The following is a 22,398-nucleotide window of genomic DNA, read 5'->3' on the forward strand; positions in this document are numbered from 1 at the left end:
TTATTACCTATTAGTACTAGCAGTATTAACATAAGTAGTACTAATAATATTTCGTATAATAATTTTTTTTTTAAGTCTTTTTGCTTCATAGGCATTGTTGTACTTTTCAAATGTATAGTAACAAAACCATCTTTTTTAACACAGAAAATACAGAATTTAGAACTATTGTTGCTATTTAACCTTTATTTAATACTAATGCTACATTTAATTCATTGAACGCAACAATTGTTCTATAATGCTTCTTATATCTAAAAACTTAATTAATTTGCAATTGGCGTTCTTTAACTTTGCATTAAAAGTTTGTGTTTTTTTTAATGCTAAAGCTTGCTTTCTTTTTTAATTTCTATTTCTGATGGTAATTTACCAAAGTGTGCTTTAAAACATTTAGAAAAATAAGAAGGAGAAGAAAAGCCAACACTAAAACATGCTTCACTAATATTACCTCTACCAGAATCTAGAATTTGTTTTGCTCTTTCTAATCTAATTTTTCTGATAAATTCATTAACAGTTTGACCTGTTATTGTTTTAATTTTTCTATAGAGTTGACTTCTACTTAATTTTAATTGAGAAGCTAATTCTTCTACGCTTAAATTAGAATCAGAAATATTATCATTTATATAGTCTAATAGTTTTTGTATAAATTCTTTGTCTATAGAGCTTGAGTTTATTGTTTCTTCAGCACCACTTATTGCACCAAAAAATTTATCAAAAATTAATTGTCTACTTGTAATTAATTGAGATAAGCGAAGTTTCAATAATTTTAAATCAAACGGTTTTACCATATAAGCATCAGCTCCATTTTCTATTCCTTCAATTCTATTTTCAATAGTAGTTCTGGCTGTTAACATAAGTAAAGGTATATGACTAGTTGAGGCATCTGTTTTTATAGCCTTGCAAAAATCAAAACCATCCATTTCAGGCATTACAACATCTGTAATTATTGCGTCTGGTAATATTTCTTTAGCAATTTTAATTCCTTCACTACCATTTGATGCCGTAAAAACTTTATATTCTTGGTTTAATTCTATTTTTAAATAATCTATTAACTCTACATTATCTTCAACAATTAAAATTGTCTTTGTTTTATTAAAAACACTACTTTCTGTTGGTTCAACCTTCGTTTCATTGGGGGTTATTAATATAAATTTTTCTTTTATATTTTCTTCTTTCTCATTTTTATAAATAATCTCATTTTCTGTATAATGATCTTTACCAATAGGTAATAAAATTTTAAAAGTAGTTCCAGAACCAACTTTACTTTCTACTTTAATTTCTCCTTTATGGAGATAAACAAAACTCTTTACAACTTCTAAGCCAATTCCTGTTCCACCTATATATGTTTTGTTTTGATCTTCTACTTGGTAAAAACGTTCAAATATTTTTTCTACTTCTTTCTCATTTAAACCAGACCCAGTATCAGAAATCACAATTTCAACTGCTTCTACGGATTCTTGGTAATTAAATAAAGGTAACTTATGTAATTTATCATTAGAAAATAATTCAATAGTAATAGCGCCTCCTTTTGGCGTAGCTTTTATGGCATTAGATAAAAGATTGAAAATTATTTTTTCTAACATTTTTTCATCTGCCCATACAGTTATATTAGGTAATTCTGAATCTACACTTAATAAAATATTTTTTGTGCTTGTTTCTTCTTGAAAATAGTAAGATATATTTTTAGTGAATTCAACTAAATTAATTTTACTTGCTCTAATTTTCATCTTATTATGCTCTAATTTTCTAATATCCATTAACTCATTAATCAATCTATAGAGTCTGTTTGTATTTTTATAAATTATAGCATGTTTATTTTTAACACTTTGAGGAAGGTTCAGTTCTTTATTTCTGATAATATCTTTAATAGGGTTAATAATAAGGGTTAAAGGAGTTCTAAATTCATGAGAAATATTTGTAAAAAACTGGAGTTTCTTTTTATTTAGTTCATCATTTTGTATTTGTTGTAATCTTTCGTTTTTTAATATTTCTTTTTCTTTTACTCTTTTTTGAGTTAAGCTATTTAATAGATAAACACAAAAAAGAAATGCAAGTACATATATTAATATTGCCCAATTTGTTTTCCACCAAGGAGGAAGAACTGTAATTTTTAACTCTAACGGAACTTCATTCCAAACACCATCATTATTAGATGCTTTTAGTTTAAAAACATAGTTTCCTTGATCTAGATTTGTATAAGTAGCGTTTCTTTTATGACCTACATAATTCCATGCAGTTTCATAACCTTCTAAATAATAGGCATAATTATTTTTTTCTGGTCTTGTATAATTTAAACCTGTATATTCAATTGTAAAAACAGATTGATTATGTAATAATTGAATGCTTTCTGTTTCTGAGATTACTTTCTCTAAGGGAGAATCTTCTGCTTTTGGTATTACCTTTTCATTAAACAATTTAAAATCTGTTAAATGTAATGAAGGTATTGTAGAATTGGTTTCTAGTTTTTTTGGATTAAAGTAATCTAGCCCCTTATAATTTCCAAAATAAAGAGTACCATTTTCGTCTTTTAATGCAGCTCCAAAATTAAAATCATTAGATAATAAACCATCACTAGATGTATAATTTGTGTACTTATTATCTTTCAAAGATATTTTAGTCAATCCAGCATTACCACTAACCCAAATATTATTATCATCATCTTCAATTATAGCAGAAACATTTTCTTCGCCCAAGCCTTTAGATTTATTGAACCAAGTAAAAGAATCTTCTTTTTTATTATATCTGCAAAGACCAGCACCTCTTGTACCAATCCATATATCATTATTTGATGATTCATAAATACAAAGAATATGATTTACATCAGATAAATTACCATACTCTTTTTGCATCCTTTTACCTAAAGCAAGTATTTCAAATTCATCATTTCCTAAGTCTTTTATTTTAAATAAACCATCTGCTGTACCAACCCAAATAGTATCATCAGAAGAAACAAAGACTCTCATTATTTTACTATTTAAAGACTTATGTTTAAGAAATTGTTTAGAATCGTGTTTTTTAAATTTACTAGTTTTTAAATTATAGGAATAAAGTCCTTCAAAATAAGTAGCTATCCAAATATTACCTTTCGAATCTTCTGAAAAACTTCTAATTGTATTTGAGTTAAATTTTGATGCGGTATTAGTTTGATTAAAATTGATAAACTTTTTTGATTTATTTTTTAAAAGAAAAATACCGTTATCCCAACTTGCAGCCCATAAATTATTTTTTGAATCTATAAATAAATTGACAATATAGTCTGAGTTAAGACCAGAATATGGGGTGTTGTTTTTCTTATTTATATGAGTTATTTTGGATGTTTTAGGATTGTAAACATCAATACCACCACCATCTGTAGAGAGCCATAAATCACCTATTTTGTCTTTTATAACACTAGTTACTGATGAAATATTTAGAGAATTATTTTTGTTTGGTAAACTTTCTATATTCTTAAATTTATCAAAAAGTTTATCACTTACAGCAATTCCACTATTAAAATAACCCATCCAAATTCTATCATTTTTATCTATGAAAAGTTCCCAAATAGAATTGTGTAAAATGCTGTTTTTTTCTGTTTTACTAGAAACATATTTTTTAATAATTTCATCATTTTTATCAATATGTAAAAGTCCATCATTTTCTGTACCAATCATTATTGTGTTATCTGGTAACTGAATAATTTCCATTATTTTCTTAGAAGTAAAATCAAACTTTTTTAAATCTATAATATTATTATTTCTGTCATTTGTTAAAGTACATTTGTAGACGCCTTCATCTCTTTCAAAACCAACCCACAAATTATCTTTATTATCTATAAATAAAACTTCAATTGATTTATCTATCGTTTTTTGTTTGTCTGTAAATAAACTTGTGTGTATTAGTTTGTTATTGGTGAAATCTACTTCTTTAAGACCAAGATTAGTACCAATAAAAGTTTTACCTTGTTTAGTATGTTTAATGCTTCGAACACTTAGATCTTTGTCTGAATTATTTAAAAATTTATCAACTTTAAATGTATTTATATTTAATTTATATAAACCTCTTCTGCTAGTACCAATTAATAAATTACCTAAAGAATCTTCTTCAATAGATAAAATATTGTCTTTGATAATACTACCTGTATTTAATTTTACTTTTTTAAATGTATCTAAATCCCTTAGGTACAGATTTAACCCATCTTCTGTACCAAACCAAAGTCTTTTTTTACTATCTACAAAAGCACATTGTACTAAGTTATTAGTAAGTGAATTAGTATTTTTAAAATTAACTTTATAGGGTGTATAATCAATACCATCAAATTTATAGACTCCTGTACCAGTTGTTCCAATCCAAATAAAACCATAATGATCTTGAATAATACAAGAAACACCTACTTTAGGTATACCTTCTTTAATATTTACAAAATTATATTCTTTATAAGAATCTTGAGCATATAAATTTATACACAAAAAAAGAAGCATTAAAACCAAAGGGTTTTTCATAAAAAAATTAATTTAATAGTTTACTGTAATATTACATTTTTAAGCTAGTTATTCCAAATAGATTCTATTTCTTCTAAAGATTTTCCTTTTGTTTCTGGAATAAATTTATAAGTAAATACAATAATAATTAAAATAAAGAAAGAAAAAATAAAATAGGGCATAGACCCATTCCAAAAACTATTGTTATTTGCTTCACTAGCAGTAACCATAGGAAAAGATTGAGAAACAACATAATTTCCTGCCCATTGAACAGCAACAGCAACAGACATAGCTACACTTCTAATTCTATTAGGAAACATTTCAGATAAAACTACCCAAACAACTGGTCCCATAGATAAAGCAAAAGAACCGATAAATATTAAAACGCCTAAAAGTGATAAAATACCTATAGCTTGCTGTTGAATTGTAAATCCTAAAAGTAAAAAACCAACCAACATACCACCAGAACCTATATACACAAGTGGTTTTCTGCCTAATTTATCTACAGTTACCATGGCAACCAAAGTAAACACTAAATTTACAAAAGCTAATAAAACTTGTTGTTTTAAAATATCTCCTTTACCAAAACCTAACGATTTTTCAAAAATATCTGCACCATAATATAGCACAGCATTTATACCTGTAAATTGTTGCAGTAAAGAAAAAACAGATCCTATAATTATAATGATTAATATATTTTTAGAAAAATAATTAACTTTTCCCTTTTTTATTTCTTTTACTAAAGAGTTTTTTATTTCTTCGACTTCTCTTTTTGCATTTTCTTCACCATGAATTTTAGTTAAAACAGCAAGTGCTTCTATATCTTTGTTTTTTAATAGAAGCCATCTCGGACTTTTAGGAACCAAAAATAAAGCAATCAAAAACAGTCCACTTGGTATTAATTCAGACCAAAACATTTGTCTCCAACCAAATTCTACATTTTGCAATTCTGTTAGCTTATTTCCAATAAAATAAGTGACTAGAAAAACTGCAAAAAAACCAATTACTATCGCTAATTGATAATAAGTAACTAGTTTTCCTCTTTTGTCTGCAGGTGCAATTTCTGCAATATACATTGGCGCATTCATAGATGCAATTCCAATTCCTAAACCACCAATTATTCTAAAAACAACTAATAATGTTACCGATTCTTCTAAGAAACTAGGCAAACCAGAACCCCAAGCTGATAATGAAAATAAAATAGCAGAAATAATTAATGAACTTTTTCTACCTAATTTAATACTTAAAGGACCCGCAATAACTGCACCTAATAAACAACCTAATAAAGCACTACCTACAACCCAACCTTTTGTTGCTGCATCTAATTGAAAGTATTTAGTTAAATAAAATTGAGCTCCATTTATAACACCTGTATCGTAGCCAAAAAGTAAGCCACCTAAAGCAGCAATAGAGGTTATTAAAATTAGAAATCTAATGTTGTTCATTTTGCTATTGTTTTTTTTAAATTAATGGATAAAGATAATCTTCCACTATAAAAAGTGATGCAACAGAATAAACATCTATTAGTAGAAATGTTGCTTTTTAATAAATATGAAGAAAAAAATGGAGTATAGTTGAGGTTGAATTTATTTTTCACAAAACCTATTTTTGGGCGTTCCCTAAAGGTCGCGCTTTCATTACTCGCTTTTTTTGAAAAAACAAAAAAGAGCTCAAACAAACCATTCAATCGCTAACGCAAATTATTTACTAGCTTTTGGTTATGCATTAAGCGTATAGAATGTCTGCGTTAGCGATTGAAACGGCATCCTTTTTTGAGGTTATCGAAGCCAAGTTTTTTTTTGGTTGAAGATACTGAAGCGAAGCCTTAAAAAAGATATAGTGTAAAGCGCGACCTTTAGGGAACGCTAAAATTTAAATTTTAAGCGAACTTAATAGATTTAGATGGATTGATTTTTGTGATAATGTAAGAAGGAATAATGAGCATTAAAAAAGACATAATTAATGTGCCAATATTTAGTAGTAAAATATATGTAAATGAAATGTAAACTGGCATTGTTGTTACATAATACGTTTCTGGGTTTAGTGTAATTATCTTAAAATAATGCTGAATAAAAATAATAGTTAAACCAATAATATTTCCCCAGAAAAGACCTTTTAAAATAAGGTAAGAAGCATTGTATAAAAATATTTTACGGATGCTTGTATTTGTACTTCCTAAGGCTTTTAAAATACCTATCATTTGTACACGTTCTAAAATTAAAACGAGTAGGGCAGTAATCATATTTATACCTGCAACCAAAATCATAATAGCAATGATAAACCACACATTGTTATCAAAAAGCTGAATCCATTCAAATACTGTTGGGTAACTGTCTAAAATGGTTTTGCTGTTTAAAGTTGCGCCAATATTACTGTAAATTTCTTCCCCTTTTTCTTCAATATTATCAAAACTATCAAGAATTACTTCAAAACCACCAATCTCATTTTCTGTCCATTTGTTAAGGTTTTGTACTTCTCTAAGATCTCCAATCATCATAGATTTATCGAATTCTGCAAAACCAGAATTATAAATTCCTACAATGGTATATTTTCTGTTTGAGGGTAATTTACTGGTTGCCGTTTTTAAAAAAGTCGCTAAAATAGTATCGTTTAGTTTTAGTTGTAAACGATTCATTATTGTTTGTGATAATAATACTTCTTTGGTTCTTTGTAAACTTAAGTTTGGGATGCTACCTTCAACTAAATATTCCTTAAAGAAAGTCCAATCGTAATCTGTAGAAACCCCTTTAAAAATAATACCTTCAAATTCTGTTTTGGTTCTTAAAATTCCTGCTTTATTTGCAAAAACCTGAATGTTTTTAATGCCGTCTATATTTTTAAATTCAGGATAAAAATCTTGGTTTTTATTTATAGAAACTGTAGAAACATCAGAATTATTGGCATCATAATTGATTATTTGTACATGGCCTTTAAAACCAGCCATTTTATCGCGAATTTTATATTGCAATCCAGCGCCTGTTGCTACAGCAATTAACATAATAATGATTCCTAACGCAATTGCAGTAATTGCAATTTTTATTATTGGCGATGAAATGCTATTTTTATACTTTTTGCCAGCAATAATGCGTTTTGCAATAAATAACTCGTAATTCAAATTGATGATTGATTTTAAACCTTTCAAAAGTACATATTTATTCTTATTTCTAATGCTGAATTTTCAGCTGATTTCTTGTGCTCAAAATCCTAAAAAAACGATTCAAAAAATTGATAAAACTGTAACTGTAATAAAAACAGGAGCAGAAAGAACCAATTTGTATTTAAACTTATTAAAAGAGAAGAATGTTGCTGTTGTTGCAAATCAAACTTCTGTTTTATCGGTTTTACAAAGAGCAGAAGTTGCGCCAAATGTTATGGGTTCTAAAAAAGTAACGCATCATTTAGTAGATTATTTGCACAATTATAGAGATGTTAATGTTATAAAAGTGTTTTCTCCAGAACATGGTTTTAGAGGAAAAGCAGATGCTGCAGAATTGGTAAAAGATGGTTTTGACACCAAAACAGGTTTACCTATTGTTTCTTTGTACGGAAAAAATAAAAAACCTTCTGCGAAACAATTAGAAGGAATTGATGTAGTAGTTTTTGATATACAAGATGTTGGTGTTCGTTTTTACACTTATATTTCTACCTTACATTATGTGATGGAAGCTTGTGCAGAAAACGGAATTCAGGTTATAATTCTAGACAGACCTAACCCAAATGGACATTATGTTGGTGGACCAATTTTAGAAAAAAAACATACAAGTTTTGTTGGTAAACATACAGTTCCTGTAGTTTATGGAATGACAATTGGCGAATATGGACAAATGATTAATGGTGAAAAATGGTTGAAAAACGGAATTAAATGTGATTTAAAAGTGATTCCTTTAGAAAATTATACACATGATTCTGAGTACAGTTTAACCATTAGACCTTCTCCAAATTTACCAAATGATAAATCGATAAATTTATATCCAAGTTTAGGTTTTTTTGAAGGAACTATTATTAATGCAGGAAGAGGAACAGAGTTTCAGTTTCAAAGATATGGAGCGTCATTTTTTACGAAAAGTGATTTTAATTATACTCCAAAACCGAATTTTGGTTCTAAATATCCAAAAGAAAAAGGCAAACTTTGTTATGGTGTAGATTTAAGTAAAACAGAAAAATTAAGTTCGATAAACTTAGAATGGTTAATTGATGCTTATAATAAAACACCAAAAACAGAAAAGTTCTTCGGAAAAACATTTACAATTCATGCAGGAAATACAAAATTACAACAACAAATAGAACAGGGATTTTCCGCAAAAGAAATTAGAAAAACTTGGCAGAAAGGTTTGGAAGCTTTTAAATTGATTAGGGAACAATATTTAATTTATAAATAATGAAAAAATTTACTTTAGTAATAGTTTTATTGATTTCATATTTTGGAATAAGTCAAACTAAAGATTCTGATTTTTCAAAAAAGATCAATCAAGGACAAAAATTAACCAAATCTTTTTTTGAAAAAGAAAAAATTCCGGGAATGTCTATATCTATATCAAAAAAAGGCAAGCTTATTTGGTCTGAAGGTTTTGGTTTTGCAGATTTAGAAAATAGAAAAAAAGTAAATCCAAGTGAATCTCAATTTAGAATTGCAAGTATTTCAAAAACTTTAACAGCAGTTGCTTTAGCAAATTTAGTTGATGATAAAAAACTAAGTTTTGATGCAAGTTTATATGATTATGTACCTGATTTTCCTAGAAAAAAGTATGATTTTACAATAAGACAGATTGGAGGTCATTTAGCAGGAGTTAGACATTATAAAGGCAGTGAATTTTTATTGAATAGAAAAATGTCGATAGTTGAAGGTTTAGATGTTTTTAAAAATTCAGCGTTACTTTTTAAACCTCAAACCAAATTTAATTATAGTACTTATGGTTGGAATTTATTAAGTGTTGTGATACAGAATGCATCAGAAAAAGATTATTTTGAATATATGAGAAACAACATTTTTTCTCCTCTTAAAATGAATAAAACAGTTCTAGATAAATCTAATGTAGAAAATTATAATAGAACAAAATTTTATATAAAAAGAAAAGGAACTGTAAAAGAAGGACCAACTGTAAATAATGTTTTTAAAGCAGCTGGAGGAGGTTTTTTATCTACATCAGAAGATTTAATTTTATTTGGAAATGAGTTTATAAATTCTAAAATAATTTCTGAAAACTCATTAAAAGAGTTAATAACTCCACAAAAAACATCTGAAGGAAAAAATACTAACTACGGAATTGGAATCGCTATTTCTAAAATTAAAAATGATGTTATAAAATACAGTCATTCTGGAGGAGGAATTGGTGCAACATCTCAATTGTTAATTTATCCTGAAAAAGACATGGTAATAACTATATTAACAAATCTATCTGGTGTAAAAATGAAAGATTACATAAAAGAATTAGAAGCTGTTTTTATAGATTAGGATTTTAATTTATCTCTTCCAAATTAGTAGGCTTTCTAGATCCTTGAAAAGGTTGTTTTAGCAATTCTTTTAAAGAAGAGTTTTTTTCTTCGTCAAAAAAAGTATCAACTCCATACACAATTTTTTCTCTGTCCATTTCCATGTAGGTTCCTAAAAGTCGATCCCAAATAGAAAAAATATTTCCGTAGTTAGAATCTGTATATGGTAACTGATAATGATGATGAATTTTGTGCATATCTGGAGACACAATAAAGTAACTTAAAAAGGTATCCACCTTTGGTGAAATCTTTAAATTTGCATGTGTAAACTGTGTAAATATTAAAGACATAGATTGATATAGCATAACAATTGCAATAGGTGTACCCACCACAAAAACACCTAATAAAGTAAAAGAAAACCGAATAACACTTTCTATAGGGTGATGTCTGTTTGCAGTTGTTGTATCTACTTTATGATCTGAGTGATGTACTAAATGTACCATCCATAAAGTTGGAATTTTATGCTCTACATAATGTGCTAAATAAGCGCCAAAAAAATCTAGAAATAAAACACCTAAAACCATATATAACCATAAAGGCATTTCTGGTAACCAATTTATCAATCCAAAATTATTTGCTTGTACCCAATCTGCTGTTTTTAGTAATAAAAAAGCCAACGCAAAATTGATTACGATTGTTGTTGCTGTAAAAAATAAATTAGGAAAAGCATGTTTCCATTTTTTGTAATCGAATTTAAATAATGGAATTGCACCTTCTAAAAGCCAGAAAAATGTAATTCCACCTACTAAAATTAAACTTCTGTGTGCAGAAGGAATGGTTTCGAAATAATTAAATATAGTTTCCAAATTGATTTTATTTTTGTCTAAAATAATGAAAATAGTTGAACTCTTAATTTGAAGCCTATTTTAGAGCGATATCGACTTAAAATATGTAATTTTGCATACTAGAAATAAGCTACTTAATAATTCTAGAAACTTATGTACAAATCTATTGTAAGACCCATTTTCTTTTTATTCGATCCAGAAAAAATTCATCATTTTACATTTTCTTTAGTTAAAATAATGTGTAAAATCCCTTTTGTAGCTTCAATTTTTAGAAGTTTATATGTGGTTGAAGACAAGCGTTTAGAAAGAACATTATTCGGAATTACATTTAAAAATCCTGTTGGTTTAGCTGCCGGTTTTGATAAAAATGCAGTTTTGTATAATGAATTGGCAAATTTTGGTTTCGGTTTTATAGAAATAGGAACTGTTACTCCAAAAGGACAAGCAGGAAACCCAAAGAAAAGGTTATTTCGTTTAAAAAGCGATCAAGGAATTATTAATAGAATGGGGTTTAATAATGAAGGATTAGAAGCTGCTATTGAAAATTTAAAGAAAAATAAAGGAAAAGTTATTATTGGGGGAAACCTTGGAAAAAACACATCAACTTTACCAGAAAATTATACTGCAGATTATTGTGAAGTTTTTAAAGCATTACATCCTTACGTAGATTATTTTGTGTTGAATGTAAGTTGTCCAAACGTTGGAAGTCATGCAAAATTAAATGATAAAGATTATTTAGTTGAATTGATTTCTGCTTGTCAGAAATTAAACTCAGAAGAGAAAGTACAAAAACCAATTTTATTAAAAATTGCTCCAGATTTAAATAATATTCAGTTAGATGAAATTATAGAATTGGTGTCAGAAACTAAAATTGATGGTGTAATTGCATCAAATACCTCAACAAATAGAGATAATTTAAAAGCTTCAAAAGAACGTTTAGAAGAAATTGGTAATGGTGGTGTTAGTGGGCAGCCAGTTAAAAATCAAAGTACGAAAGTCATAAAATATTTAGCAGATACATCTAACAAATCATTTCCAATAATTGGAGTAGGAGGTATTCATTCTGAGCAAGATGCTTTAGATAAAATAAATGCTGGAGCAGATTTGGTACAAGTGTATACTGGTTTTATTTACGAAGGACCAGGTTTAGTAAAACGTATAAATAAAGCTATTTTAAAACAATCTTAACAACTGTTTATTTTTTATTTTGCAGTTGTAAACCATTATGAATAAGTTTTTACTTCAAATAATATTTTTAATTGGATTTTGTATTTCAAGTTTTTCACAAAAAACTGAAATGAGAAAAGCTTTCAATATTAAGGAATTTGAAAAAGTTATTGAATTAGGAAAACAAGTAATTGAATCTAGCCCAAATGATTTTGACGTACTTTTGGGAATCGGAAAAGCATATAATAGTCTTAATGAATTTCGAAATGCAATTCCTTATTTAGAAAATGCAAAAAAGTATTCAGAAAAAGAATGGCAATTTGCTTGGTCGAATATTGAACTAATGGAATCTTATTTTGCAATTGGAGAGATTGAAAAAGCTCGAAAATTTTATATAAATTCTTTAAAATACAGAGGAACTAAAAACTCAACTAAAAAATTGAGAGGTTTAGCTTTGTTATTTGGTTTCGATAAAGTTTATAAAAATTGGAAAAGATTCGAAACAGATCATATTATTTTTCATTTTCAAAACGAAAATTCAATTTTAGACATAAAGAAATATGTAAAAGAAAGACAAAAAGCGTATTTTAGTATTAATGTTTTCTTTGAATCTGAATTGCCAAAAAAAATTGATTTTTTTGTGTGGAAATCTAATGAAGAAGCATTAAAAGTATTAAAAACTTCATTGGGTTTTTCAAAACCAAAATATTGTATTTCTCATAATAGAGATAATCAAACCAAAGGGCACGAAATTGCTCATAATATCTCTTTTTGGTTGAGTAAAAGAAACAAAAGAAACAGGCTGATAAATGAAGGGATTGGGGTTTACTTTGACCAATCCAACACAAATAGATTAGAAAATGCAAAACAAGCAATCCAAAACCAAAGTTTTGATATTAAAGAATTGTGGATTAATGGAGATAAATATTCAGAACAAATTTTGTACCCTATTGCAGGAGCATTTATCGATTATTTGATTTTATTTGACAAGAAAAAGTTTCTTAAATTATGTGTAAATCAATCTTACGAAAATGCTGAATTAATTTATGGAACGGAATTTAAAAATATAATATCTGAATTTAATCAAAAACTAAATAAATAGTGGTTTACAAAAAAACATAAGGAAATAAAACAGAATACCTTTAATTATTGATATTATTTAATGAATGATTGAAACACTTTTTTCTTTTGCAATAGCAACTTCTATTTTAGCAATTTCTCCTGGGCCAGATAATATTTTTGTACTCACACAAAGTATTGTAAACGGTAAAAAGTATGGTTTAGCAACTGTTTTTGGTTTAATGACAGGTTGTATTATTCATACAACTTTAGTAGCTTTTGGCGTTTCTGCAATTATTAAAGAAAACGAAAATATTTTCTTTTTCATTAAATTATTAGGAGCAAGTTATTTAATTTATTTAGCATTTAAAGTTTATAAAAGTGATGCTAAAATAGTATTGTCTAATCAAACTGATAAATCTGAATCAGTTTTAAAATTATTCAAAAAAGGATTTATAATGAATGTTTTAAATCCGAAAGTAACTATTTTTTTTCTAGCGTTTTTTCCACAGTTTTTATTTTCTGACTCAATTTCTAATGTTGTTCAGTTTTATGTTTTAGGAGGGGTTTTTATTCTAACTTCTTTTTTAGTTTTTGCTTCTATTGCTGTTTTAGCAGGAAGTATTTCTAACTATTTAAAAGAAAACTTAAAAGTTGGTGTTTACCTAAAATGGGGACAAATAATTGTATTTGTTTTAATTGCGATTATGATTTTGTTATAGCAACAAACGTTTTTTTTATAAACGATATTAATTTTTCTAATTTAAAATAGTTCTTGTAACAAAATTACTTGTTAAACGTCTTATATATGTAACCAACTAAATATATAAATGAGTTTTTTTAGAGTATTATTTGCAATTATTTTTCCTCCACTTTCTGTTATAGACAAAGGTTGTGGATCTTTCTTTATTATCTTTTTACTTACACTTTGTGGATGGATTCCTGGTGTAATTGGAGCTTTGGTAATTTTAAATAATCCTAAGAATTAATTAAAGTTATAAGAGATGAAAGATTTAAAGTTGATGTTTTTCCTTTTTTTCATCTCCTTTAATTTAAATTCTCAAAATATTAATGAAAACTTAATTGGAGTTTGGTCTTTTAAATCTAATTTAAGTAAAAATCATTTTATACTATCAAAAGAAGATTCTCTAACTATTAAAAATATAGGATACCAATTTCTAGAAAATAAAAAGTTAATTGTTAGACATTTTGTAAATACTAGAATTTGTATGATGTCTGATTTAAGATTTAAAAATTACAAAAAAGGAAGTTGGAAAATAGAAAATGATATTTTATCAATTACTTGGTTAAAAAATAAAAATAATATAAAAGAAAAATGGATAATCTATAATTGTTCAAGAGAGGAATTGGAAATAAAAATTATAGATTATCAAATAAAAAATTAACTTACTTGTTCTCCGTTTTTTATTTCTTTAGAAGCTTGTAAAAGAACTACTTTACCATCAGTATTATAAACACCTAAAACTAAAACTTCACTTTTAAAATTAGCAATTTGTCTTGCTTTAAAGTTTACAATTGCAGAAACTTGTTTGTTTAACAATTCTTCTTTAGAATACAAGTCAGTAATTTGAGCACTCGATTTTTTAATTCCTAAAGAACCAAAATCAATTTTTAATTGATAAGCAGGCTTTATTGCTTTCGGAAAATCATTGACTTCAATTATAGTTCCTATTCTAATATCAATTTTTAAAAAGTCCTCAAAAGTTATTTCCTCTTTCATAGGTTATTTTTTCTTTCCTAATTTTTGAATTACCCATAAAGGACCAATCAATAAAAACTCTAAATCTTTTAAGAAAGATGGTTTTTTTCCTTCTACTTTATGTCCGTAAAACTGACCAATCCACGCTAAAACAAATATTATTATAGATGTATAAAAAAGATTTACTTGATTTCCTATTAGGTGGTTTCCAAAAATAGAAATAAGTATAACAAACAACATTTCAATAAAATACCAAAATCCCAATTTTAGATAAAAAACAGAAATAATAAGACCAACAACTACTGCCCAATTTTCTAATAATGGGTTTGATAAGTTTAAAGTATTTTCTATATACGTAGTTGGTATACTCATCAGTAAACCAATAACACTAAAAAATATTAGAGGAACACAAATATAGTGTATGGCTTGGTTTGTTTCATTTTGATGGCTTACAGCGTATTCATCAAAATACTCTTTTGCAGTTTTCATATAGATAAAAATTAAAACTGAAAGGTAAGTATTTTTTAGAAAGAAAACCAAATTGCTCTTAGACTCTTATTTCCAACCTTTTCTTATCATTAATTGCTCTATATGATGATAATGATGCCTACAATGCCAAGCATAAATTCCTATGTTTTCTTTCAAACTTACTTCTTCATTTCCAGAAGGATGTATAAAAGATTTCTCTAAATCTTTTTCAGATAAACCTCTTAATAAATACACCCATTTAGAATGCAAAGCTTTTAAACCATCAATAGATAATAGGATAGGAGCAGACTTAGAATCGTGTAATTCTGCCCAACGCTCTTCAAAATACGCTTTAATTACCGGTTTATCTTCTGTTAACGCCCATTTAAAACGTGTATATGAATTATGATGACTGTCATAACAATGATGTACAACTTGTCTTATTGTCCAACCATTTTCTCTATATGGAGTGTCTAATTGATTTTCAGATAATTCTCTTGTTAAAAATTCTAATTCTTGAGGGAATCTTTCCAAGAGTGAAATCCAATCTTCAATGTTTTTTTTAGTGATTTTTTCAGGAATATTAAATTTTCCTATTGGATATTTTAATTCTTCTATTGTCATTTATTTTTTTGTAATTTTCTTCATAAACCTTTTAACGCTTCTGTTTTCTGGATTGATAGACAATGCTTTTTTAAAGTTAGCTTTTGCATTTACAGTATCTTTATTTAGTAAGTAAGCTTCACCTAAACTATCATAAACATTAGAGCTATTAGGATATAAAGCTACATTAATTTTAAAAACTTCTATAGCTGTGTCAAAATTATTTTTTTTAACAAAATTGTAACCTAATCTATTTATTCTGTTTTCTCTTATAATTGGACTCAAAGAATCTTTTTCTTTAATTGTTTTAAAAGCAGTTAGGGCTTTGTCAAATTCTTTCAATTCAAAATATTCATTTGGCGTTTTTTCTCCATTTTTCATTTGTTTAAAATGATATTTTACACCTTCGTGTTCTCTTTTTGGCGCCAACTCAATATGCATTTCTGGTTGACTTACAAATACCATTTTTTCATTCAGTTCTTTCATGTAAAAAGAGCTATCACTTACTTTTAATAATGCAATATCATCATTTCCACGCCATTTTGCATGCAATGTTTTTTCTTTAAAATAGATTTCAATTACTTCATTGGCATTAAATAAATAACGTCCTTGAGTAGATTTTATAAATTCTTCAGAGTTTTTTTGTGATGTACAACCGGCTAATAAGACAAGCACAAATAATGGATATAGAAATTTTTTCATTGTTTGGTGAGTTAAAATGATTCTCTATTTTAGACGACTAATTTATAGGATTTGTTACAGAATTTTATTAATAATATTAGTTTTTTATAATTTAATTTTATAGTTAAATTATTATTTATTGCAAATTCTGATAGTATCAAAGATTAATTACCATTTAAGTAATTTAATATTTTTATATATTATTTTTTATAAAAAGCAAAAACAGGTTAAGAAATTTCTTAACCTGTTTTCTTGCAATGATAAACCCCCTACAGTTTATCAAAAAGTTTATAATTGATTAGTGTCTACCTCTTTCAATAATTACACTACCCGTAAAAATTTCACCGCCAGTTTTAATTTTTACAACATAAACACCTTCATCTAACCATCTACCACCCATTGTTACACTGTTCTCTCTTTTACAATCTTTAACATATCTACGTTGAAGAAGTCTACTGTGTAAATTAAAAAGTAGTATTTCTGCTTTATTCTCAAAGTTTTCTAGTTTTACACTAAAGTATCCAGTAGAAGGATTTGGATAAATATTTACATCTGTTACCAATTCTGGTTCAATATAAACTTCTGTTGCACAAGTAGCATCACAACCACCTAATACATCACCATGTTTTAAATGTCCTTTTACAGCATTTTTACTAACACTGATTAACTTATCATTACTTTGATGTGTATTTGAATTAGAATTATGCCCACAAGAGCGAGAATGACTATGAGAATGATGACAAATAATAACTTTATCATTAAATCTACCATGTCTGTCTTTATCTCTAGCATCTATAACACAAACTTCTATAGAATCTGTAGCTTGACATCCGTTAGAATTTGTTACAACAACAGTATACGTTGATGTGATTTCTGGAGATACTTTAGGATGTTTATCTGTAGAAATTACAGTTCCATTTTGATCTGTCCATTCGTATGTAAAATCAGAACCTCCATTAACTTCTGTTTTTAAGTATGTGTATTCTTGATATCCTAAGAAAACAGTGTTTTTCTTTTGTCCATTAACTGTGTAAAACTCATCAATAGAAATTACTGGAGTTTCTCCTAAAACATATACAATTACAGGTACAGTAGTAGTGTTACCACTTTGATCTTTAACAGAAACTTGAACTGTGTTTTCTCCTAAATTATCACAATTAAAAGTATTAATGTCTAAAGCTGTACTTGTTATAGAGCAATTATCGCTACTTATTACAGTTCCTTCTGGTACAGGTAATTGTAGGCAATCTGATATATCGAAATTGAATTCTCCTTTTTCTTTTTTACCTTTATTATTAGTGTAATAGAAAGATCCACTTAATCCGTAATTTCCATTTTCTAAATTTGCATTTTCTCCTAATTGGAAACCATACGAAGAGTATTTTTGATAAATTTCAGTTTCAAGACCAGCGTTTGAACCAATACCCGTTAATTTACTACCATCAGCTAATTCATAATAAGTCCAATCTTTATAACTATACCCGATGGTTTTTTTAGACCCATTATATTTTCTTTTTAAATCTGACCATTCATTCCAGTTTTTAGGATTGTTTAAGTTTAAGGTAACTTCCCATTTGTCATTTGCATCAGTTGTATTTACAAGCATACCTGTAACGATCATTGATCCATCTAGGTTTTTAATTATTGTTCCTTGATTTGCATCAAAAGAGAAAAAAGCATCATCATTTTTATGTCCATGTTTACTATTATTACACCCTTTCTTATAGTTACTTCTTTGATTATAACCATTACTGTTTTTAATATAATCATCTAAACACATTGCATGTTCTTCAGCATCAGTAACTATACAGCTATTACCTCTTTCTACATCATCTTCAGTTAAAATTAAAACATCTTCTGGGGTAATTGAAGCACTTCCTGTAGCATCTAGAGTTACAGAGATACTTTGAGTTCCTACAATTGGGGCAATATTATCTATAACAGTAATAATAGCTTCCTGAGAATTTACATTTCCGTTAACGTCGGTCACCGTCAAAGTAACAGTGTTGTCACCCAAATTAGCGCAATCAAATGAAGTAATATCTAATACAAGAGATTCAATTCCACAAGCATCAGAAGAACCATTATCTATATCAGTAGGTACAATAGATGTATTTCCGTTTTCATCTAGATAAACATTAATATTTTGTGTAATTAAATCTGGTAATACACTATCTAGAACAGTTACATTTGCTGTTGTAGAAGTAGTGTTTCCGCTAGCGTCTCTTACAGTTAACGTAACAACATTTTCTACATTAACATTAGAACAATCAAAAGAACTAACATCTATAGTAGTAGTAAACGTACAATTGTCAAAAGAGCCATTATCTATGTCTTCTGGAGTTATTGAAACATTTCCAGATGCATCTAATTGAACAGTAATGTCTTGTGCAATTGTATTAGGTGCAATGTTGTCAATTACAGTTACAGTAGCAGTTGTACTAGAAACATTATTGTTGTTATCTGTTACTATTAAAGTTACAGTGTTATCACCAACGTTTGCACACGTAAAAGAAGTTGTATTTAAAGCTAAAGAAACTCCACAGGCATCATTAGAACCATTATCAACATCTGAAGGTATGATTGAAGCATTACCTAAAACATCTAATTGAATGTTAATGTTTTGTGCAATTGCAGTAGGAGCAATGTTATCTTGAACTGTTACTGTTGCAGTTTGCGTTGAAATATTACCATTATTATCCGTTACTGTTAAAGTAACAATATTGTTTCCAACGTTTGAACAATCGAATGTTGTAGTATCTAAATTTAAATTTTGAATACCACAATTATCATTAGAACCGTTATCAATCATTTCTGGACTAATTGATGCATTTCCATTTTCATCTAATTGAACAATAATATTTTGTGTAACTACATTTGGTACGGAAGTATCTAAAATAGTAACAATTGCAGTGCCATTTGCTATGCTCCCTAAAGTACTTGTTGCAGTTAAAGTTACTGTTATAGGCGTACCTATATTATCACAATTAAAAGAAGTAATGTCTAGTTCTAAGCTTTCAATACCTACAACAGAAATAGAACCATTATCTATTTGTTGAGGAGAAATAGTTGCGTTTCCATTTTCATCTAAATTTACAATAATATCTTGTGTTATTACAACTGGAACTGGGTCAATAACAGTTACTAAAACAGGAACTACAGTTGAATTTTCACTTTGATCAGTTGCAGTTAGTTGAATAGTTACTGGACTATTATTTGCGTCTGCGACAGTAAATGTATCTTGATTAATTGTGTAGGTAATAGTTCCGCAGTTATCTGAACCATTATCTAAAACATCTTCAGGTAGTATTGAAACAGTACCAGAAGATGTTAATGTAACTGAAATATTCTTGCCTATAATAATTGGTGCAATAACATCTTTTACAGTAACAATAGCAGTTGCAGTTGATGAGTTTCCACTGGTATCTGTAATTGTAAATAGAACTTCGTTTGTTCCAATATTAGAACAATCGAAAGTATCTTTGTCTAAACTACGATTTGCTATTGCACAATTGTCTGTATTTCCTCCATCAATATCTATAGCATTAATAGTTGCATTTCCATTTTCATCTAATTGAATAGTAATGTCATTAGTAAGTATATTTCCTTGATTTTCACTTTGTACAAACACAAAAATTTGTTTATTGGAATATGTTGCTGCGTTACTAAAGAAAGTCCAATCTGGGTTTCCATAAGGTGCATTACCAATTCCTATATCACTATTGTCACCTATAGACCATCTGTTATAGCCAAAAAGAGTTTCTCCTTGATCGTAATTATGAATTTGAAAAGATCCGTAAGAATCAGTTGGGTAATTATTGTTATCTCCAAAATCATATGTATTATTATTAGCACCAGGTATACCATTTAAATTATTCTTCTCGTAGCTATTTGACCAAAACTCAATATTTCCTGTTGTAATTTCTGTTCCATTTGTAATTCCTGGTACATTAGAGAAAACATTTAAATTAGATACATTACCTGTAAATACTGCTTCTGTAGGTATGCCAATTTCATTCATATTATTTGTAAATGCATCTAAAGAAACCCAAACCCAGTTGTTATCTAATTCGATATAATATGCAATTCGATTATAGGAAACTCCATTAAGACCAGCAACATTATTAACTGCATATGGCACTTGGTCTTGTGTGTTCCAACTAGCAGTGTTTGGTACATTTAATTGATATACCATGTCATAATTAGCCGCTTCTGGTACATTATTTATTATTGTAGATGGAGCAGTAAAAATAACTGATCCACTTCCATTACCAGGTGCAATATTATCTATAATAGTAACATTTGCAGGTGCAGAAATAATGTTTCCATTTGTGTCTGTTACTGTTAAGTTTACAGTATTAATACCAAGGTTACTACAATCGAAATTTGTTTTGTCTAAACTTAAAGTAATGCTACCTGATGCATCATTAGAACCATTATCTATTTGAGTTGGTGTAATTATAGCATTACCATTAGCGTCTAAATTTATTGTTATATCTTGAGTTATAATTGTTGGAGGAGTAGTGTCTACAACATTAACAACTCTAGTAATAGGGATAGAAGTATTTCCTGAAGCATCAACTGCTGTATATGTTAATGTGTAACTACCAATAGTATTTGTGTCTACTGTACCTGAAACTAAAACTGCAGGATTATTATCGCAATTATCTGTTGCAGTTGCACTAGGATATGTATAGGTTGTAAAAGCGTTTATAGTATCTGTAGTATTACCATTTAAAGTTAATATTGGTGCTTCTATGTCTGGAGAATATGTAGTAAAATCGGCTCCAAAAGCAAAATTCACCCAATTTTCATCAGCTAAATAATCAAAAGAAATACTAGAAAAAACACCATTCATTCTAACAATAGCATAACCTTCAGTACCAGTAATTTGAGTAGATGAATCAATTGTTATACCTGTGGACCATAAAACTTCAATATCATTATTAAATTGAATAGGTACTGATTGACCGCCATTCCCTATAGAAGCAAATACTAATACAGGGTTTGTCATTGGGCTGTTAAATGTTAAAGTATTTGAACTCGAACTTATATTTTTAATAGTTGGGTTATTATTTGGTACATTATATGTTGTAGGAAAAGTTGCATGGCTATATAAACTTGAGGTTGTTTGTATAAATTCTGAAGAAGTATACGTATACCCAATTCCATTAATTGTTCCTGTTGTTTCTTTACTAAAAAAGCTTGTACTTGGAGCATCTGACCAAAAGAAATTTGATTGTGCACAACCACCAATGTTAATTACAGCAGTTTGACCATTTACTTTAACTTGTGCACCTGTTAAATTGTTTCCAGAAGGACAACTGTCAAATTGTGCTATTACTAATCTATTTATTTCATCAGGAACAGCCAAACTTGCATAATTTGCAGTTATTGGTGCTTGGCCAAACACTATTTGACCAATAAAAGCTCCATTAGGGTGTGCTGAATTAAAAATATATGCTCTAGCACCATCATCTGCAGCAGTAAAACTTATATTTAAATCAGAAACATTAAAATTTGTAGGAATATTTAAATATGTTTCAAAATAAGTGAAATCTATTTGTGTTAAACATTGCGTTAAAATAGAAGGTACTGAAAAGTTAATTGCTCCATTTGAATCTACAGGTGCATTTACCCAATTATTATCTGCAGGAGCAGGAATATTCATTTGTGAATACGCTGTTGGTTCTCCGTTATAACTAACATTAAAAGGTATAATTCCATTTCCGTTGTTCATTTTCCATGGGGAAATTGTTACCTGAGAGGACATTGTATAGATAAATGATAAAAAGAATAAAGTTAAAAAGTACTTTACCAGTTTAGAAAGTAATGTTTTTTTCATTGTAATGAATTTTGGTTAAATTATTTTGTTGATTAGTTAGTAAGCTTAATTAAAAATATGGAATCCAATAAGCAGTTCGCATTTTAGATATATTGAGATTAAATAATAAAATGTCTGATTTAAATCAGG

16 protein-coding genes are annotated in these 22,398 nt (G+C 27.9%); 7 read left to right on the forward strand and 9 right to left on the reverse strand.

What is annotated here, in order from left to right; translation table 11 throughout:
* Positions 1–317 precede the first annotated feature (317 nt).
* The 3 genes from PHEL85_RS00810 to PHEL85_RS00820 form a co-directional block, all read right to left on the reverse strand.
* Positions 318–4,472, reverse strand: coding sequence for a hybrid sensor histidine kinase/response regulator transcription factor (locus tag PHEL85_RS00810; protein WP_036819820.1), 4,155 nt, complete (start codon positions 4,470–4,472; stop codon positions 318–320).
* Between the two features lie 44 nt (positions 4,473–4,516).
* The gene (locus PHEL85_RS00815) at positions 4,517–5,896 is read right to left on the reverse strand and encodes a sugar porter family MFS transporter (protein ID WP_036819824.1); all 1,380 of its coding nucleotides are present in this window, start codon (positions 5,894–5,896) and stop codon (positions 4,517–4,519) included.
* A gap of 434 nt (positions 5,897–6,330) precedes the next feature.
* Positions 6,331–7,566, reverse strand: a complete 1,236-nt coding sequence (locus tag PHEL85_RS00820; RefSeq protein WP_036822907.1) for an ABC transporter permease — start codon at positions 7,564–7,566, stop codon at positions 6,331–6,333.
* A gap of 4 nt (positions 7,567–7,570) precedes the next feature.
* Between PHEL85_RS00820 and PHEL85_RS00825 the strand changes: the two genes are divergently transcribed.
* Both PHEL85_RS00825 and PHEL85_RS00830 read left to right on the forward strand, forming a co-directional pair.
* Complete coding sequence (locus PHEL85_RS00825) at positions 7,571–8,830, forward strand: exo-beta-N-acetylmuramidase NamZ domain-containing protein (protein ID WP_036819827.1); 1,260 nt, start codon at positions 7,571–7,573, stop codon at positions 8,828–8,830.
* Positions 8,830–9,903, forward strand: a complete 1,074-nt coding sequence (locus PHEL85_RS00830; RefSeq protein ID WP_052108406.1) for a serine hydrolase domain-containing protein — start codon at positions 8,830–8,832, stop codon at positions 9,901–9,903. Before PHEL85_RS00825 ends, PHEL85_RS00830 begins: the two co-directional genes overlap by 1 nt.
* A 4-nt stretch (positions 9,904–9,907) precedes the next feature.
* Here PHEL85_RS00830 and PHEL85_RS00835 read toward each other — a convergent pair whose 3' ends face one another.
* Complete coding sequence (locus PHEL85_RS00835; protein WP_036819829.1) at positions 9,908–10,747, reverse strand: sterol desaturase family protein; 840 nt, start codon at positions 10,745–10,747, stop codon at positions 9,908–9,910.
* Positions 10,748–10,879: 132 nt separating this feature from the next.
* Here PHEL85_RS00835 and PHEL85_RS00840 point away from each other — a divergent pair, with 132 nt between their 5' ends.
* The 5 genes from PHEL85_RS00840 to PHEL85_RS00855 all read left to right on the forward strand — a co-directional run bounded on the left by PHEL85_RS00840 (position 10,880) and on the right by PHEL85_RS00855 (position 14,358).
* Complete coding sequence (locus PHEL85_RS00840) at positions 10,880–11,914, forward strand: quinone-dependent dihydroorotate dehydrogenase (protein WP_036819831.1); 1,035 nt, start codon at positions 10,880–10,882, stop codon at positions 11,912–11,914.
* 109 nt (positions 11,915–12,023) lie between these two features.
* Complete coding sequence (locus tag PHEL85_RS00845) at positions 12,024–12,995, forward strand: tetratricopeptide repeat protein (protein ID WP_156109059.1); 972 nt, start codon at positions 12,024–12,026, stop codon at positions 12,993–12,995.
* Positions 12,996–13,059: 64 nt separating this feature from the next.
* Positions 13,060–13,674, forward strand: coding sequence for a LysE family translocator (locus PHEL85_RS00850; RefSeq protein ID WP_036819836.1), 615 nt, complete (start codon positions 13,060–13,062; stop codon positions 13,672–13,674).
* A gap of 108 nt (positions 13,675–13,782) precedes the next feature.
* Positions 13,783–13,941 (forward strand): YqaE/Pmp3 family membrane protein, encoded by a 159-nt coding sequence (locus tag PHEL85_RS17550; protein WP_076686390.1) that lies wholly within the window; start codon positions 13,783–13,785, stop codon positions 13,939–13,941.
* Positions 13,942–13,956: 15 nt separating this feature from the next.
* A complete protein-coding gene (locus tag PHEL85_RS00855; RefSeq protein ID WP_036819839.1) occupies positions 13,957–14,358 on the forward strand; it encodes a hypothetical protein in 402 nt (133 codons plus the stop codon).
* On the opposite strand, the gene PHEL85_RS00860 is transcribed toward PHEL85_RS00855, so the two are convergent.
* The 5 genes from PHEL85_RS00860 to PHEL85_RS00880 form a co-directional block, all read right to left on the reverse strand.
* Positions 14,355–14,693 (reverse strand): tRNA-binding protein, encoded by a 339-nt coding sequence (locus PHEL85_RS00860; protein WP_036819842.1) that lies wholly within the window; start codon positions 14,691–14,693, stop codon positions 14,355–14,357. The genes PHEL85_RS00855 and PHEL85_RS00860 overlap by 4 nt on opposite strands.
* A 3-nt stretch (positions 14,694–14,696) precedes the next feature.
* Entirely contained in the window at positions 14,697–15,161 is a 465-nt protein-coding gene (locus tag PHEL85_RS00865; RefSeq protein WP_036819845.1) for a DUF962 domain-containing protein, read from the reverse strand.
* Between the two features lie 66 nt (positions 15,162–15,227).
* Positions 15,228–15,764: a YfiT family bacillithiol transferase gene (locus tag PHEL85_RS00870; RefSeq protein WP_036819847.1), complete on the reverse strand. Its 537-nt coding sequence runs from the start codon at positions 15,762–15,764 to the stop codon at positions 15,228–15,230.
* Complete coding sequence (locus PHEL85_RS00875; protein WP_036819850.1) at positions 15,765–16,445, reverse strand: tetratricopeptide repeat protein; 681 nt, start codon at positions 16,443–16,445, stop codon at positions 15,765–15,767. It lies immediately after the preceding gene.
* A gap of 277 nt (positions 16,446–16,722) precedes the next feature.
* Positions 16,723–22,269: an immunoglobulin-like domain-containing protein gene (locus PHEL85_RS00880; protein WP_081965051.1), complete on the reverse strand. Its 5,547-nt coding sequence runs from the start codon at positions 22,267–22,269 to the stop codon at positions 16,723–16,725.
* Positions 22,270–22,398: the final 129 nt, after the last annotated feature.

The organism is Polaribacter sp. Hel1_85 (assembly GCF_000766795.1).
Classification (GTDB): Bacteria; Bacteroidota; Bacteroidia; order Flavobacteriales; family Flavobacteriaceae; genus Polaribacter.

Excerpts from the sequence above, each read along its gene's own strand:
- PHEL85_RS00880 (WP_081965051.1), bottom strand. The coding sequence starts at position 22,269 with ATGAAAAAAACATTACTTTCTAAACTGGTAAAGTACTTTTTAACTTTA.
- PHEL85_RS00825 (WP_036819827.1), top strand. The coding sequence starts at position 7,571 with ATGATTGATTTTAAACCTTTCAAAAGTACATATTTATTCTTATTTCTA.
- PHEL85_RS00870 (WP_036819847.1), bottom strand. The coding sequence starts at position 15,764 with ATGACAATAGAAGAATTAAAATATCCAATAGGAAAATTTAATATTCCT.
- PHEL85_RS00810 (WP_036819820.1), bottom strand. The coding sequence starts at position 4,472 with ATGAAAAACCCTTTGGTTTTAATGCTTCTTTTTTTGTGTATAAATTTA.
- PHEL85_RS00845 (WP_156109059.1), top strand. The coding sequence starts at position 12,024 with ATGAGAAAAGCTTTCAATATTAAGGAATTTGAAAAAGTTATTGAATTA.
- PHEL85_RS00815 (WP_036819824.1), bottom strand. The coding sequence starts at position 5,896 with ATGAACAACATTAGATTTCTAATTTTAATAACCTCTATTGCTGCTTTA.
- PHEL85_RS00855 (WP_036819839.1), top strand. The coding sequence starts at position 13,957 with ATGAAAGATTTAAAGTTGATGTTTTTCCTTTTTTTCATCTCCTTTAAT.
- PHEL85_RS17550 (WP_076686390.1), top strand. The coding sequence starts at position 13,783 with ATGAGTTTTTTTAGAGTATTATTTGCAATTATTTTTCCTCCACTTTCT.
- PHEL85_RS00865 (WP_036819845.1), bottom strand. The coding sequence starts at position 15,161 with ATGAAAACTGCAAAAGAGTATTTTGATGAATACGCTGTAAGCCATCAA.
- PHEL85_RS00840 (WP_036819831.1), top strand. The coding sequence starts at position 10,880 with ATGTACAAATCTATTGTAAGACCCATTTTCTTTTTATTCGATCCAGAA.
- PHEL85_RS00850 (WP_036819836.1), top strand. The coding sequence starts at position 13,060 with ATGATTGAAACACTTTTTTCTTTTGCAATAGCAACTTCTATTTTAGCA.
- PHEL85_RS00830 (WP_052108406.1), top strand. The coding sequence starts at position 8,830 with ATGAAAAAATTTACTTTAGTAATAGTTTTATTGATTTCATATTTTGGA.
- PHEL85_RS00860 (WP_036819842.1), bottom strand. The coding sequence starts at position 14,693 with ATGAAAGAGGAAATAACTTTTGAGGACTTTTTAAAAATTGATATTAGA.
- PHEL85_RS00875 (WP_036819850.1), bottom strand. The coding sequence starts at position 16,445 with ATGAAAAAATTTCTATATCCATTATTTGTGCTTGTCTTATTAGCCGGT.